Below are 15,895 nucleotides of genomic sequence, written 5' to 3'. Positions count from 1 at the left end.
TATGCGGTCCCTTTGAAGTTATGCGGTCCCCTTGCTGCGGGGTGAGGGGAGGCGGGCGGACGCTGGTGGGGGCCGCTTCTTACAACCGGAAAGTGCGTTTCGCGCCACATTCCCGTCAGGGGTGCTCTCGCTAACCAAAGTTTTTGCAGGTCAAACTCGTACCCTCCTGGAAAAAACCGGCATGTCACCTTCCTGTCTAACGTGTGACACACATTTACATGTGGGTCTCTCGCAAACATCGGGGCTGCGCCCTAGACTATAGGGAAACACAATCACCGTGTGAAACTCTCACTCCATCTCACACAATGTGCTCTCGCACCTGTTATATAGGGGAACCAAATGGGAAAGTTTGAACGCATCTACCACGACCTGGCTCGTGATATTGATGAAGGTAAATACGGCGTCGGCGATCTGCTGCCCAGCGAAAAGAAGCTGACCGAAAAGTACAACGTCTCTCGCGAGACCGCCCGCAAGGCTCTGGCGATTCTGACCGACCGCGGCTACATCCAGCGCATCATGGGCAAGGGCTCCCTGGTCATTGACCACAAGCGCTACTCCATTCCCGTATCGTCACTGGTCAGCTACAAGGAGTTTGCCGAGTCAGCTAGCCGCGACACCCAGACTGAACTGGTTGAGCTTGAGGACGCCCTGCTGCCGCATGTACCCTTCCAGGCCCTGACGGACGGCTCCGTAGAGCAGGTGCCCGTCACCCACATCATGCGAGTTCGCCACATGGACGGCGCACCCGCCATTATCGACCATGACTACATCATCAAGAGCGTAGTAGCCGAAATTCCCCGCGAGGTCGCTGAGGATTCCCTCTACCACTACTTCGAGGGCGAGCTGGGTCTGAGCATCGTTTCCTCCGCCAAGCAGATCACCATCGAGCAGGCCACCCCCAACGACGCCAAGTACCTGAACCTGCACGCTGGCGAGTACGTTGCGGTAACCACCTCAATCACCGTGCTTGAGGACGGCACCGCCTTCCAGTACACCATCTCCCGCCACCGCGCCGACAAGTTCCGCTACTTGGACTTCGCGCACCGCCGCCAGGAAATTCCGGTTTCTGAATAAAGTTCCACATCGGCTGTAATACAGACTGAACAACCTGTTAGACAGGTAAGGTTAAGGAGCGTACCCCGCTTGGCGGGGTGCGCTTCTTTTCTTTTACCCCAGCCCCCACCCACCGGGCGCACCTACCCCAGCACCGGCGTCCTACCCTTTGGAGCACACCATGAGCTTTCACGATAAGGTCATCTACCAGGTCTACCCCAAGTCCTTCTACGACTCGACGGGCAACGGGGTGGGCGACTTACGGGGCATTATCGAGAAGGTCCCCTACATTGCCTCCCTGGGGGTGGACATGGTCTGGTTCAACCCCTTCTTCGTCTCACCGCAGAACGATAACGGCTACGACATCGCTAACTACTACGAGGTAGACCCCGAGATGGGCACCATGGCGGACGCCGAAGAGCTGATTGCAGCCCTGGGGCGAGAGGGAATCGGGGTGATGTTCGATATGGTGCTCAACCATGTCTCAACCGAGCACGAGTGGTTCCAGCGGGCTCTGGCCGGCGAGAAGGATTACCAGGACTTCTTCTACCTGCGCCCCCTACAGGAGGACGGTTCCCTGCCGACCAACTGGGAGTCCAAGTTCGGCGGCCCGGCCTGGTCACAGTTTGGCGACACCGACCTCTACTACATGCACCTCTACGACGTGACCCAGGCAGATCTGAACTGGCACAACCCCAGGGTGCGTGAAGAACTCTTTAAGGTCGTGAATTTCTGGAAGGACAAGGGCGTTCGCGGCTTCCGCTTTGACGTACTCAACGTGATTGGCAAGGCCGAGGACCTGCGAGATGCCGCACCCGGCGAGAACGACAAGCTCATCTACACCGACACCGAGCGCGTGCACCCCTGGGTGCAGGAACTGCACCGGGCCACTTTTGGCAACACCGAGGGCACCGTGACCGTGGGTGAGATGTCATCGACCACCATCGAAAGTAGCGTGCGCTACACCAACCCAGCCAATGAAGAGCTAGACATGGTCTTCTCCTTCCACCACCTCAAGGTGGACTATGACGGTGCCGAAAAGTGGTCTGATGTGCCCTTTGATTTCATGGCTCTTAAGGGTCTGCTGACCGACTGGGCAGTCGGCATCCAGGCAGGGGGCGGCTGGCAGGCGTCCTTCTGGAACAACCACGACCAGCCGCGCGCCATCAACCGCTTTGGCGATGTGGAGCGCTACCACGCTGAGTCCGCCACCATGCTCGCTGCCGCCGTGCACCTGACCCGCGGCACCCCCTACATCTACCAGGGCGAAGAAATCGGCATGGTTGATCCGGTCTATTCGTCCATGGATGACTACGTAGACGTTGAATCCCACAACGCCTTTGCCATTCTGCAGGAGCGGGGCGTGAGCGAGGCCGAGGCCTTCCGCATTGTCACCAAGAAGTCCCGCGATAACTCCCGCACCCCCATGCAATGGGATTCTTCCGAATTCGCCGGCTTCTCGCGGGTAAAGCCCTGGCTCATGCCTACCTCGCAGGCCGACATTAACGTGGAGCGCGAAGAGTCTGAGGGCACCATTCTGCCCTTCTACCGGGAGCTGGTGCGCCTGCGCCATACGATGCCTCTGATTGCTGAGGGCTCCTACGAACCCTTTGCCCGCGAGCACGAGAGCGTCTACGGGTTCGTGCGAGAGTACGAGGGCCAGCGCCTGCTGGTGCTCTGCAACTTCTACGGTAAGGACGCCCCCGTGCAGCTGCCTGCCGAGTTCGCGGCGGGGTCTGTGCTTCTGTGTAATTACAAGAATGAGCCTGAGCTGGGAACCAGCGAGCTGGTCTTGCGGCCCTACGAGACGGTAGCTGTACTGGCTAGCTAGCGCCCCTTCAGCTGCTCCACGACCTCAAGCAGGGCGTCCATATCGCCGCTGAGAGCAAGGTTGGGGCGGGACTCACTACTGGCGACCGCCGCGTTGTAGTAGAGCCCGTCCCCCATCAGCAAGATAGCGCGCGCCACCGCATCCGAGGGCACCTCGGCCCGAATCATCTCAAACCAGCGACCCTGGATCCTGTCATAGACCCCGGCTACCTTCTCGGCGGCGTCCTGACGCAGACGCGACGTGGCTACAAACACCCGGTCAAACGGGGTGTCCTGGTACATGGAGGTGCGCACATAGTAGGCGCAGGCCCCGGCAGGGTCATCTGCCATGGCCTTGAAATCCCGCTCAGCAAGCGCCCAGGCCCGTTCCAACAGCCCGTCGATCAGGGCACTCTTATCGGGGAAGTGATAGAGCAGCCCTCCCTTGGACACCCCGGCACGGGCGGCAATAGCGTTCATGGACGCCGCCCGCTCCCCCTCTTCAATGAGCAGGGCTTCGTAGGCGTCGAGGATTTTTTCGCGAGAACTCATGTGTTCCACCCTACCGGGCTGGCACTTGAAAACAAAACCGTCCAGACGGTACAGTAATCTGTGTTGAACTAAAGCTACCGACGCAACACCCGCACCCAGCGGGCACCCAACCCCAGGTAGCCGTCCTCACGAAGGAGCAGACATGCACCCCGCAACCGGCCAGATGAGAGCCGTCACCACTGAAGAATCCTCAATCGCCCCCTATTCCCGTCGCTGGGCAGCCCTGGCTGTGCTCATGCTGCCGGTACTGCTGGTCTCGGTCGATAACACCGTGCTCTCTTTCGCCCTGCCCGAGATCTCAGCCCAGCTCTCGCCCAGCGGCACCCAGCTACTCTGGATCAACGATGTCTACCCCCTGATTCTCTCGGGTCTACTCATTCCCGCAGGTAGCATGGGCGACCGCTTCGGTCGCCGTACCATGCTGCTACTGGGTGGCTTCGGCTTTACCGTTATTTCAGCTGCCGCCGCCTTCGCCCCCACCGCCGCCTGGCTCATTGCCGCCCGCGCCGGTATGGGTATCTTCGGGGCAATGCTCATGCCCGCGACCCTCTCCATCATTCGCAACATGTTCACCGACGCCACCGAACGCCGCACCGCTATTGCCATCTGGGCCTCAGGCTTCGCAGGCGGCGCAGCCCTGGGCCCGGTCGTCGGCGGGTTCCTGCTGGAGCACTTCTACTGGGGCTCGGTCTTCCTCATGGCCGTGCCCGTCCTGCTGCCCATGCTCCTGCTGGGCTTCTGGCTGATTCCTAACTCCAAGGACCCGGCTCCCGGCGCCATCGACTTCGTCAGCATCGCCCTGATCATGGCGACCATGACCCCCTTCGTCTACGCCATCAAGCACTTTGCCCACGACGGCTTCGACCTGCTCACCGTCGCCCTGCTGCTGGTAGCAACCATCTGCGGTATTGTCTTCACCCGCCGCCAGCTGGCCCGCACCAACCCCATGCTGGACGTCCGTCTCTTCACCAACAAGCAGTTCACCGGCGCGGTACTGACCAACCTCATGGCGATTTTCTCGCTGGTTGGCTTCCTCTACTTCGTCTCCCAGCACCTGCAGCTGGTCAGCGGCCACTCCCCCTTCAGCGCCGCCCTCCTGCTGCTGCCCGGTCTGGTACTGACCGTTATTGCGGGCCTGGTGGTTGTCTATATCGTTAAAGTCCTCAAGCCCTGGATCGTCATTTCAGGTGCCCTGCTGATGAACGCGGCAGCCTTCGGCCTGGTCTTCTTCACCGCCGATTCAGGCTCTGATACCGGTATTCTGGTGGCCTTTGCCCTGCTGGGTGTGGGCATTGGTTTTGCTGAAACCCTGACCAACGACATCATCTTGGCCGCTGTTCCCCCGCACAAGGCGGGTGCGGCGTCCGCTATCTCCGAGACCGCCTACGAGACCGGCTCGGTCATGGGCACCGCGATTCTGGGGTCAATTCTGAACGCGGCCTATGTTGCCCACCTGGTGGTACCCGAGGGGATTAGTGCAGCGGACGCGGACGCCGCCCGCGAGACCCTGGGTGGGGCGGCGGAAACCGCCGAACGCATCGGCGGGGAAACCGGCGCTGCCCTGCTGGCTTCGGCCCAGCACGCCTTCGACTCCGGCGTGGTCTACACTTCGGCCATTGGCGTAGTGCTCATGCTGATCTGCGCCGTGATGGTGGTGCGCACCCTGCGCGGGGTGAAGATGTAGAGCTGCCCGCCCTGCCCCTTCAAGGTAGGTACCATTTAAATCAGAAAAACCCACCAACTAGGTGGGTTTTTCTGATTTAAATGGTCTTTTCTGGGGAGTAGGCCAGCAGACCGCTAAAGCCATTCTTTCTTCTTAAAAACCACCCACAGCCCAAAGGACACCACAACCATCAGCAGCAGGGACGCCGGGTAGCCGAAGGTCCAGTGAAGTTCGGGCATCACGTCAAAGTTCATGCCGTAAATCGAGCCAATGACGGTGGGGGCCACCAGAATCGCTGCCCAGGCCGATATTCTCTTCATGTCGTCATTCTGCCGCTCAGCCACGATAGTTGAGTTCACCGCCAGAGCATTCTCGAGGGAGGAACGCAGGTCGTCTACCCGGTCAGTCACACTAATGACGTGGTCTTTCACGTCACGGAAATGGCGGAGCAGCTCAAGCTGGTGCTCATCACCGGCCTCAGCCTGAATACGAATGCGCCCCATCAGTAGATCTAACATCTGCCCCACCGGCTTGACCGCCCGTTTGAAGTCGCTGACCTCGTTCAGCAGGCTGTAGATACGCTGCGATATCTCGCTGGCTTCGGAGTTATCGGCGAAGAGGGTGTCCTCGATTTCGTCGCCGTCGTTTTCTAGACCCTCGATAACGGGAAAATAGCCATCCACGAGCATGTCGAGTACCCGGTACAGGAAGGCCAGCGGGTAGGCCTGCATGGTGGGGCTCTCCAGTGCGCCCGAGAAGACCGCGTCCATGGTGCGCTGGGTGGTGTCGACAGAGCGCAGGGCATCTTTGACAAGCCAAATCACGAAGTTCTCGCCCACGAACATGTGGGTTTCACCGAAACGGATCTCTTCGGTGTCATCGAGGTAGATCGCCGGGCGGAGCACCAGGTAGTAGGTGCTCCCGTAGCGATCGAGCTTGGAGCGCTGGTGGCCCTGCTCGGAGTCTTCAACGGCGAGGGGGTGCAGGTCGAAGAGGCCGGTGAGGGTGGTGAGGTCGTCGCGGGAGGGGTCAACCAGGCCGATATAAGCGCAATCGGTGCCGGGCGTGAAGGCCCGGGCAAGGTCGGCGAGGGAGTCGTAGCCGGTGACGGCCCCGGTGGTGTGGTTGAGTGTGTTGAGTAAGGGCATGGTGTCTATCGTAGTCCTTCTACAAAAAGACCATTTAAATCAGAAAAACCCACCTAGTTGGTGGGTTTTTCTGATTTAGATGGTACCTACCCGGTGCAGGGGAAGGGGCGCGGACGTCCGCCCTACTTCTCGTCCTCGATCAGGTCGCGCACGACGATGGTCTGCTCGCGGCCGGGGCCAACGCCAATTGCCGAGATACGGCAGCCGGAGATTTCTTCCAGCTTCTCAAGGTACTTACGGGCGTTCTCGGGCAGCTCGTCGAGGGTTTTAGCCTCGGTGATGTCTTCGGTCCAGCCGTCGAAGTACTCGTAGATGGGCTTGGCGTGGTGGAAGTCTGACTGGGTCATGGGCATCTCGTCAAAGCGAACGCCGTCCACGTCGTAGGCTACGCAGACAGGGATTTTCTCCAGACCGGTGAGCACGTCGAGCTTGGTGATGAAGAGGTCGGTGAAGCCGTTAATACGCACAGCCTGGCGGGCCAGAACCGCGTCGTACCAGCCGCAGCGGCGGGGGCGGCCGGTGTTCACGCCGAACTCACCACCGGTGGTACGCAGGAATTCGCCCATGTCATCGAAGAGTTCGGTGGGGAAGGGGCCGGCACCAACGCGGGTGGTGTAGGCCTTCTGAATACCGATGACGCGGGAGATGCGGGTGGGGCCAACGCCGGAGCCAACGGAGGCGCCGCCTGCGGTGGGGTTGGATGAGGTGACAAAGGGGTAGGTGCCGTGGTCAACGTCGAGGAAGGTGGCCTGGCCGCCTTCCATGAGCAGGGTCTTGCCTTCGTCCAGGGCCTTGTTGAGCAGCTGAGTTGACTCAACGATCATGGGGGCCAGGCGGTCGGCGAAGCTCATGAAGTACTCAACGATTTCTTCAACCTCAACGTGGCGGCGGTTGTAGACCTTGACCAGCAGTTCGTTCTTCTGACGCAGGGCACCTTCGACCTTCTGGCGCAGGATGGACTCATCGAGGATATCCTGCACGCGAATACCCAGACGGCCAACCTTATCCATATAGGTAGGGCCGATACCGCGGCCGGTGGTACCAATGGCGCGCTTACCCAGGAAGCGTTCAGTGACCTTGTCCATGGTCTGGTGGTAGGGCGCTACCAGGTGGGCGTTAGCTGAAATTTTGAGCTTGGAGGTGTCTGCCCCGCGAGCTTCAAGGCCGTCGATTTCTTCGAAGAGGGCCTCGGGGTTGACGACCACGCCGTTGCCGATAACGGGTACAGCGTTTTCTGAGAGGATGCCGGCGGGAAGGAGCTTGAGCTCGAACTTCTGGCCGTTGACGACGACGGTGTGGCCTGCGTTGTTACCGCCGTTGGGCTTGACGACGTAGTCGACGCGGCCGCCGAGCAGGTCGGTTGCTTTGCCCTTACCTTCGTCGCCCCACTGGGCGCCTACAATCACAATTGCTGGCATAAGTCTTACTCCTGAATAGGGTGGTCACCGCCGGGTTTCACGGCGGTGGGGTGGGGCTGCGCGGCCTGTGCAGACGGCGCGGACGCAGGGCACACCATTCTTAAGGATAGCAAGGGTGGTTTGTGTTTGGGTGGGTGTTCCAGGTTTTGCGCTGCTAGCGGTAGAGGGTGGGCGGACGCCGGGCGGTACTTTAGAAGATGTGCAGGTGTGCTGAAAGGACTTAGGTAGAGGTCACCAATGAAGCACTAAGAAATAATATGACTTGTAGTCAGAGCTTACTCAGAATGTCTTTAAACTGGTAGGTATGAGCGAAAACCCATACACACCCAACACTCCGTCTTCTCAGCCCGATCAGCCCGAAGCGCCAGCATCGTCTGCCGGGGCTTATGCCGCACCGGGCCAGTACCCCTATCAGGACCCCTACGCCTCAACCCAGCAACCTAACGGCAAAAAGCCTAAGAACGTGGTTGGTCTGGTGGCTCTGGGCCTGGGCATTCTCGGCTTTATTTTGGCTTGCATTCCCGGCATCATGTTCCTTGGCTGGCTGTTTCTGTTTGCAGCTTTTGTGACCTCTATCGTCGGTCTATTCCAGAAGGGTAAAGAGAAGGTTTCATCTATTGTTGCCCTAGTCCTATCGATCGTTGGGTCGATTGTTTCAACTATCGTCCTGATTTTTGTTGTGGCTAACACCGTGGCAACCGACCCTGAATTTGAGCAGGCAATAAAAGATCTTGAGTCAGCTGTAGCAACTCCCTCTGCCGTCGCATCTGTTAGCCCCGGAGTATCTTCTTCCGAACCTGCCGCTGAAGACTCTGCTGCAGCTCCTGGCTCAGCCACTGCCATTGATGGTGTCTTGCAGTTCGGCGACACGGCAGAGTTTGAGGACGGTCTGCGCCTTACTGTCTCCGAGCCTCGCACCGATTATGTTCCCAGCGAGTACGCCTCACGTTTAGATGAGTCTTTGACGGATTACGTGGCTTTCACCGTGACGATTGAGAACGGCACAAGTGAACCGTTTGAGCCTTTCTTCTATGCTGAAGGTAATTCAGGGGGTAAGGCTGTTGAACAGATTTTTGACTCTGAGCAGAATATTGGTTCAGCTCCTAGCGGCCGTATTCTGCCCGGTGAGTCTGTCACCTTTGATGTTGCCTTTGGTGTAGCTGATCCGGCGAGCGTTACCCTTGATGTTTCTACGGATTTCGATCACGATGCCGTCCTGTACAGCAATAAGTAGGTTCTTCGTCTAGTTGTTTCTACGCTGATGCAAGCCCCACTCGTTCTACCGCCCTGCGGTAGGGTGAGTGGGGCTTTTGTGTAGGTAGAAGTTCTTGATGAACCCTATGATGGAGCTATGACTTCTATCCCCCACGTTCTTTTTATCTGCCAGTCCAATAAGGGCAAGTCTCAGATGGCTGAGGCCCTGATGAACCTTCACGCGCAAGGACGCGTACGGGCGACGTCCGCAGGCACCAAGGCTGCGGTGGGCAGCGCGGTCAACGCTGAATCTGCCGCTTCGCTCGCTGAGATTGGTGCGGATATGAGCAAGGGTACGCCCAAGTTTGCGAGCGCCGACGACCTGGCTGCTGCTGACCGTATCGTCATTCTGGGTGGGGCAGCCCAGCTTGAAACTACGGATGAAGCCGTCCTGGCTAAGACCGAACGCTGGAATACAGTTGAGCCCTCCCACGATGGAGTTGAGGGGGCTGAGCGTATGAACCTGATTCGGGACGATATCGACGCCCGCGTCCGCGCCCTGCTGGCTGAGCTTACTAACTAGTTCGGCATACAACGGCGCCCCATCTTTCTTTCCACGCACCGGAGTGCTGCGGGAAAGAGGGAAGGGGCGTCGTTTGCTGTATGGGGGGTTAGAAGAGCGCCACCTTCGGCGGGGCCGGGAAGATCTCGTCGAGGCGGGCGAGTTCGTCCGCGTCAAACCGGCGGATGACGGCAGCCGCGTTCGCGCGCACCTGCGCCTCGGTGGTGGCCCCGGCAATCACGGAGGCAACCGGCTCCTGCTGAGCCAGCCACGAGAAGGCAACCTGTACCTCGGTCAGGCCGCGCTCGGCGGCGAAGGCTGAGAAGGCTTCGAGCTGGTCCCAGTTGGCGCCGTCCAAGATGTCGGGTTTGATGCGGGCCAGACGGCCGTCCGCCGGGGCAAAAGAGCGCGAATATTTGCCCGTCAGCAGCCCGTTAGCCAGGGGGAAGTAGGGCAGCACACCCAACCCGAATTCGCGAGAGGCGGGCAGCACCTCAAGCTCAGCGCGGCGGTCAAGCAGGTTGTAGTGGTTCTCAGCCGCAACGTAGCGGTACCCCAGGGCCCGGCCCAGGTGCTCAGCATGGGCGATCTGCCAACCGGTATGGTTGGACGACCCGATGTAACGTACCTTGCCCTGCTCAATCAGGGTGCCCAGAGCTGAGAGGGTTTCTTCGATAGGGGTTGCCGGGTCGGGGGTGTGGTGGAAGTAGAGGTCGATGTAGTCGGTGCCCAGGCGGCTCAGGGACGCCTCAACCGCCCGCATAATGTACCGGCGGGAGCCGCGCACCCCGTGGTCGGTGCCGTTGGCCCCACCCATGTCCATGCCGAATTTAGAGACAATCACAATCTCGTCGCGGTCAATCCCGGTCTCCCGCAGAGCCTTCCCAAACATGGTTTCAGAAACCCCCGGTGCAGACCCGTAAATATCGGCCACATCAAAGAGGGTGATTCCGGCTTCAACGGCAGCGGTGAGGACGGCGTTGGTTCCGCTTTGCGTTTCGGTGGCGGTTGTGGCACGGCCCAGGTTGTTACAGCCCAGGCCCACGTTCGAGACGGTCAACCCGCTTTTTCCTAGTTGGCGATACTCAATACTCATACCCGTCATATTACTGTCATGTGTCTCAACACACCCGACACAGAGTCAAAAAGGTACATAGAGCGGCGGTTTCTTGCCAGCGCCCTACCTGCGCTTTTAGTGTAGAACCATCAAATCTATCCAGAGCGACCGAGAGACCTAGCTCAACGACGTCGCAGCAACCACCCTGACGGGAAAGGTGCTCCTGCTAGGACCGATAGAGTGCATCACCAGCGGTCCACCCACCGCCCTGTGTGGCGCCCTCCCGCCACCTTTGGGAGCGGCCATCGCATTCTTTCGGGTCTACCCAACGACCTGTAAGGAAACCATGAGTACCCATATACCGGCGCTCTCTTATGAACTTTTTCCACCGCGAAGTTCCGCCAGCTGTGAGAGTCTGCTGACGACTATCGACCAGCTGGCTCCCACTAACCCCGACTATGTCTCGGTGACCTACTCCGGTGATCGGGCTCGTAAGCAGAAAACCCTGGCCCTGCTAGACCATCTGGTTCATGAAACCCGGCTCACTCCCCTGGCCCACCTCACCTGTGTGGGGCACAGCGCCGAGGAGCTGGAAGCCGCTGTGCGTCGCATACTGGCAATCGGCGTCCGCGGATTTTTAGCCCTGCGCGGCGACCTGCCAGCGGGCAGCAGCCAGGCCCCTGACATCCCCTTTGCCCGTTCCCTGGTTGATCTCATTCGACGGGTGGAGACCCAGGATTTTGCCCATCTTGCGGCAGGACGCGTGGCGGTGGGGGTGGCTGCCTACCCCTCCCGGCACCCGGAGTCCAGCTCGGAATTGCAGGATATTGAAATTCTGCTCTCCAAGGAGCGGGCGGGGGCTGATTTCGCTATCACCCAGGTCTTCTTTGAGGCCTCCCGCTACGAAGCGCTGGTACAGCGGGCCCGAACCGCGGGGGTGACCCTGCCCCTGATTCCGGGCATCATGCCGGTCACCAGCCTGCGCAGGCTCACCACCCTCTGCTCGCTGGCGGGCCTGCCCGTGCCCCAGCAGCTGGCCTACGACCTGGAAACCGCAAGCGGGGACGCCCAGCGGCACCGTATCGGGGTGGAGTTTGGCGTCCGTCTGCTCCAAGATTCCCTCGACGCCGGCGCCCCCGGCATCCACTTCTACACCTTCAATGAACACGCAGCGGTGCTGGACGTTCTCGAGCGGGTCGACCTACCCCGCTACAGCACCCGCTTTGAAAACCCCCTGGCCGAACTGACCTACGCCTAAAAATATCGGCCCCAAGACCTTATAGAAAGACACCACCATGACCACCGTTTTCCCCACCGCAACCATCACCGGCTACCCCCGTATCGGCGCCCGCCGCGAACTCAAGCGCGCTGTTGAAGCCTACTGGGCGGGTAAGTCCGACCAGAACGAGCTGAAACAGACCGCCCAGAAGATTCAGCAGGACTCCTACCGCACCCTCACCGAGCGCGGCCTGACCGACGACTACGCTATTCCCGCGGACTTCTCCTTCTACGACCAGGTGCTCGACACCACCCGCCTCTTCACCGCCCTGCCCGTCCGCTTCGAGTCGGTACGCGACGACCGCGGCCTGATCGACCTGGACGGCTACTTCGCCCTGGCCCGCGGCACCGAGTACCTGCCTCCGCTGGAGCTGACCAAGTGGTTCGACACTAACTACCACTACCTGGTGCCAGAAATCGGCCCGACCACCGGCTTTACCCTCAACACTGAAGCCCTCGACGACCTGCTGGCAGCCGCTGAGGCGGCGGGGACGTCCGCCCGCCCCAGCATCACCGGGCCCCTCACCTACCTGCTCCTGGCAAAAGCTGAGGACGGCGCCCCCGCCGACTTCGCGCCCCTCGACCGTCTAGTAGACCTGCTGCCCCTCTACCGGGATCTGCTCGCCCACCTGGCTGGCCGCGGTGTGCGCTGGGTTCAGTTCAACGAGCCCGCCCTGGGGGCTGACCAGGCTGTGAGTGAAGCCGAGCTGGCGCAGCTCATTGAGAAGACCTACGGGGAGCTCACCCAGCTCTCTGACCGCCCCTCCCTGCTGGTCACCAGCCCCTACGGCAATCTGGCCGGTCTGCTAGAACCCCTGGCCACTTCGGGCGTAGAGGCTCTGCACCTTGACCTTGTATCTACCGGCTATGATCAGGACGCCCTCGCCCGCCTCTTCGGCGGCGATTCGGCTCCCCTGCTAGTGGCAGGTGTGGTAAACGGCCGCAATATCTGGCGCAACGACCTGGCAGCCTCCCTCCACACCCTGCAGGCGGTGGGGGCGGCGTCCGTCTCAACCTCGACCTCCCTGCAGCACGTGCCCTACGACCTGGACCTTGAAACCGGTCTCGACCAGAAGCTCACCAGCTGGCTAGCCTTTGCCCACCAGAAAGTAAGCGAAATTTCCCTACTAGCTCGAGGGCTCACCGAAGGCCCCGACGCTATCGCTACCGAGGTCGAACAGGCCAGGGCAGCGCTGGCAGCCCGTGCCCAGTCCAGCGGTGTCAACGACCCCTGCATCCGCGAGCGCACCCTCTCCATTACTCCCGAAAACTACGAGCGTCCGTCCGCCCAGGTGCGTCAGCAGGCCCAGCAGGACCTGAACCTGCCTCTGCTACCGACCACCACTATCGGGTCCTTCCCGCAGACGAGCCACATTCGCTCCCTGCGGGCGGACTACCGCAAGGGTGCTCTGACGAGGGACGAGCTCGATGCCCATCTGCGGGAGGAGATTCGCTGTGTCATCGACTTCCAGGAGCGTCTGGGGCTGGATGTGCTGGTGCACGGTGAGGCTGAGCGTAACGACATGGTGCAGTATTTTGCGGAGAACTTCGACGGGTTTGCGCCGACCGAGCACGGCTGGGTGCAGTCCTACGGGTCGCGCTGTACCCGCCCCTCGATTCTGTGGGGCGATGTGAAGCGTAGCGGTGCGGGTACTCGCGGTGATGCCTTTACGGTGCCGTGGATTAGCTTCGCACAGCAGCAGACCGATAAGCCGGTCAAGGGTATGCTCACCGGCCCGGTGACGATTCTGGCCTGGTCGTTTGTGCGCGATGATCAGCCTCTGGCGGCGACCGCGACCCAGGTTGCGCTGGCCCTGGCCGATGAGATTGCCGACCTTGAGGCAGCAGGCACCCGCATCATTCAGGTGGATGAGCCCGCCCTGCGCGAGCTGCTCCCCCTGCGCGCCGAGGATCAGGCTGCCTACCTCGACTGGTCGGTCGGTGCCTTCCGCCTGGCGACCTCGCAGGTTGCAGACTCCACCCAGATCCACACCCACCTGTGCTACTCGGAGTTCAACGAGATTTTTGGGGCGATTGATGCCCTGAACGCCGATGTCACCTCGATTGAGGCGGCGCGCTCCCGCCTGGAGCTGCTGGCCGATGTGCCTGAGAGCTTCGATCGCGGCATCGGGCCCGGCGTCTGGGACATTCACTCCCCGCGTGTGCCCCAGGTCGAGGAGGTCGAGAAACTGCTGGCTACTGCCCTGGAGCATATCCCCGCCCGTCAGCTCTGGGTTAACCCCGACTGTGGCCTGAAGACCCGCGCCTACAAGGAGACCAAGGCTTCCATCGAGTCTCTGGTTGCCGCTGCCGAGGCTGTACGAGCCAGCTTGACGGTGGCACTCTAGGCCCCGGGGTTAGAGGGTCAGCAGAAGGACGCCGCCCCCGCTCTACCTGCCAGATGGCAGGAGGGCGGGGGCGGCGTCCTTGCATCCGTGAAGCGCAGGTGCGACCCTAGTGGGCCATGGGGGCGCTTCCGGCAGCCTGCTTGCCGGCGGGCAGAAGCAGGGCTACCACGATAGAGCCCAGCGACATGAAGGCTGCTACCAGGAAGGCCAGGTGCACACCGGCCATGTAGGCCTCTACGCCGGTGCCGCCGTGGGCAGCCGACCCGATACCCAGCAGGGCCACAAAGAGGGCGGTAGCTGCCGCGCCCGACACCTGCTGGAAGGTGGTCATAGCCGAGGAACCGAAAGCGTGTAGTTCGTGATCAAGAGAGCCCAGCCCCAGGGACATCATGGGGGTGTTAACCAGCGGCAGGGCGAAAGTCATGAGCATGTAGGTACCCACCAGGTACCAGACGGGAGTCTGGGTGCTGAAGGTGCTCATCAGCCAGATAGAGGCGCTAAAGAGAACTGCGCCGGGAACCACCAGGGTGCGGGCACCGAAGCGGTCCGACAGGCGACCCACGACGGGGCTCAAGACTGCCATGAGTACACCACCGGGCAACAGCATCAGACCGGTCTGCAGGGCGCTCATGCCCAGCACGTTGGCGGCGTAGAGGGGAATCAGAATTGCGGTTCCCAGCATGACGCCCATACCCAGAGAGGTCATGATGACGGTGAGGGTGAAGGGGCGGGCGCGGAAGATACGCATATCCATGAAGGGGCCGCGGTCTTGCAGCTGAATCTGGCGGTGTACGAAAATAGCGAGGAGCACCGCAGCAGCCGCTACAACAACCCAGGGGTTGACGGGCAGGTGAGCGCCGCCGTGGGAGGAATCTCCGCCCATAGATGATAGGCCCAAGACCAGACCGCCGAAGCCCAGGGTGGAAAGCACGATGGAGAAGATGTCGAGTTTCTGTGAGGTGCCTTCGGGCTTCTCAGCAGGTGCCAGACGCAGACCGATTAGCAGAGCGATAATGCCGATGGGCAGAATCAGCCAGAAGAGCCAGCGCCAGCTAGCGGCGTTCAAAATGATGCCTGAGACAGTCGGGCCGGCTGCGGGAGCAGCTGAGATAACCATGCCGATGATGCCCATAGCCTGACCGATTTTGCTGGGGGCAACCAGGCGCATCATGGTGGTCATGAGCAGGGGGATCATCACGCCGGTACCGCCAGCCTGGAGCACACGTCCGACCAGCAAGAGGGCGATGCCGGGGGCGGTAGCTGCCACCAGGGTACCGACGGAGAAGAGCGCCATGGCTGCGACAAAGACGGTGCGAATGGAGTAGCGGGAGATGATGAAACCGGAAGCCGGAGTCACCACGGCCATGGTCAGCATGAAGCCGGTGGAGGTCCACTGGGCGGTTGAAGCGCTGATGTTCAGGTCTGCCATGATGTCGGGCAGGGCTACGCCCAGCAGGGTTTCATTCAGAATCAGCACGAAGGCCGCGATGACCATAATGGCCAGGAGCAAGAACTCCTGGCGCTCTAGTTTATGGGCAGCGGGCATTGATGCGGTGTGCGCAGCTGGTTCGGTGACCGCGTGCGCTCCGGTTTCGGGGTGAGAGTGTGTTTGCGTAGAAGACATAGGCGTTTAAGCCTACTCTTCGCCGTGGAGAGCGTATATAGCGTCTTGCTCACAGACCCGGGTCACACCAGGTATTGGTGGGCGTGGTTATACAGGTGCGAGTAGGGACCAGATTCCTCCCAAATTCCTCAATCTGTACACGGACTTCGCAGAGTAATCTGGTCCTAAGTAAAAGGGACCAGAGTATTC

At 60.7% G+C, this 15,895-nt stretch carries 12 protein-coding genes and 1 riboswitch; of the genes, 7 read left to right on the top strand and 5 right to left on the bottom strand.

The annotated features are described in order from the left end of the window. The first annotated feature begins 339 nt into the window (after nt 1-339). Both treR and treC read left to right on the top strand, forming a co-directional pair. Nucleotides 340-1,074, top strand: a complete 735-nt coding sequence (gene treR / locus L6963_RS03455; protein ID WP_237196707.1) for a trehalose operon repressor — start codon at nt 340-342, stop codon at nt 1,072-1,074. Between the two features lie 160 nt (nt 1,075-1,234). Next, on the top strand, nt 1,235-2,884 hold the full coding sequence (gene treC, locus L6963_RS03450) for an alpha,alpha-phosphotrehalase (RefSeq protein WP_237196704.1): 1,650 nt from the start codon (nt 1,235-1,237) through the stop codon (nt 2,882-2,884). On the opposite strand, the gene L6963_RS03445 is transcribed toward treC, so the two are convergent. Beyond that, a complete protein-coding gene (locus tag L6963_RS03445) occupies nt 2,881-3,414 on the bottom strand; it encodes a TetR/AcrR family transcriptional regulator (RefSeq protein WP_237196701.1) in 534 nt (177 codons plus the stop codon). The two genes, treC and L6963_RS03445, sit on opposite strands and share 4 nt — an antisense overlap. A gap of 142 nt (nt 3,415-3,556) precedes the next feature. Here L6963_RS03445 and L6963_RS03440 point away from each other — a divergent pair, with 142 nt between their 5' ends. Then, nucleotides 3,557-5,098 (top strand): MFS transporter, encoded by a 1,542-nt coding sequence (locus L6963_RS03440; protein WP_423816797.1) that lies wholly within the window; start codon nt 3,557-3,559, stop codon nt 5,096-5,098. A 113-nt stretch (nt 5,099-5,211) separates the two neighbouring features. Here the strand turns inward: L6963_RS03440 and L6963_RS03435 are convergent, their stop codons facing one another. Together L6963_RS03435 and L6963_RS03430 are read right to left on the bottom strand one after the other, a co-directional pair. Then, nucleotides 5,212-6,225, bottom strand: coding sequence for a magnesium and cobalt transport protein CorA (locus tag L6963_RS03435; RefSeq protein WP_237206995.1), 1,014 nt, complete (start codon nt 6,223-6,225; stop codon nt 5,212-5,214). Nucleotides 6,226-6,347: 122 nt separating this feature from the next. Then, the gene (locus L6963_RS03430) at nt 6,348-7,643 is read right to left on the bottom strand and encodes an adenylosuccinate synthase (RefSeq protein WP_237206994.1); all 1,296 of its coding nucleotides are present in this window, start codon (nt 7,641-7,643) and stop codon (nt 6,348-6,350) included. 304 nt (nt 7,644-7,947) lie between these two features. Here L6963_RS03430 and L6963_RS03425 point away from each other — a divergent pair, with 304 nt between their 5' ends. Together L6963_RS03425 and L6963_RS03420 are read left to right on the top strand one after the other, a co-directional pair. Continuing rightward, nucleotides 7,948-8,877, top strand: a complete 930-nt coding sequence (locus tag L6963_RS03425) for a hypothetical protein (RefSeq protein WP_237206993.1) — start codon at nt 7,948-7,950, stop codon at nt 8,875-8,877. A 117-nt stretch (nt 8,878-8,994) separates the two neighbouring features. Continuing rightward, a complete protein-coding gene (locus tag L6963_RS03420; protein WP_237206992.1) occupies nt 8,995-9,420 on the top strand; it encodes a low molecular weight phosphatase family protein in 426 nt (141 codons plus the stop codon). 88 nt (nt 9,421-9,508) lie between these two features. On the opposite strand, the gene L6963_RS03415 is transcribed toward L6963_RS03420, so the two are convergent. Beyond that, the gene (locus L6963_RS03415) at nt 9,509-10,495 is read right to left on the bottom strand and encodes an aldo/keto reductase (RefSeq protein ID WP_423816796.1); all 987 of its coding nucleotides are present in this window, start codon (nt 10,493-10,495) and stop codon (nt 9,509-9,511) included. A gap of 113 nt (nt 10,496-10,608) precedes the next feature. After that, nucleotides 10,609-10,698, top strand: a riboswitch (SAM riboswitch). A gap of 104 nt (nt 10,699-10,802) precedes the next feature. Here L6963_RS03415 and L6963_RS03410 point away from each other — a divergent pair. Together L6963_RS03410 and metE are read left to right on the top strand one after the other, a co-directional pair. Continuing rightward, nucleotides 10,803-11,714, top strand: a complete 912-nt coding sequence (locus L6963_RS03410) for a methylenetetrahydrofolate reductase (protein WP_237206990.1) — start codon at nt 10,803-10,805, stop codon at nt 11,712-11,714. 37 nt (nt 11,715-11,751) lie between these two features. Beyond that, nucleotides 11,752-14,082, top strand: a complete 2,331-nt coding sequence (gene metE / locus L6963_RS03405; protein WP_237206989.1) for a 5-methyltetrahydropteroyltriglutamate--homocysteine S-methyltransferase — start codon at nt 11,752-11,754, stop codon at nt 14,080-14,082. 106 nt (nt 14,083-14,188) lie between these two features. Here metE and L6963_RS03400 read toward each other — a convergent pair whose 3' ends face one another. Beyond that, the gene (locus L6963_RS03400; protein ID WP_237209139.1) at nt 14,189-15,706 is read right to left on the bottom strand and encodes an MDR family MFS transporter; all 1,518 of its coding nucleotides are present in this window, start codon (nt 15,704-15,706) and stop codon (nt 14,189-14,191) included. Nucleotides 15,707-15,895: the final 189 nt, after the last annotated feature.

It is taken from the genome of Rothia nasimurium (genome assembly GCF_928392795.1).
Taxonomy (GTDB): domain Bacteria; phylum Actinomycetota; class Actinomycetes; order Actinomycetales; family Micrococcaceae; genus Rothia; species Rothia nasimurium_F.
This window is presented reverse-complemented; position numbering and strand designations above follow the sequence as displayed.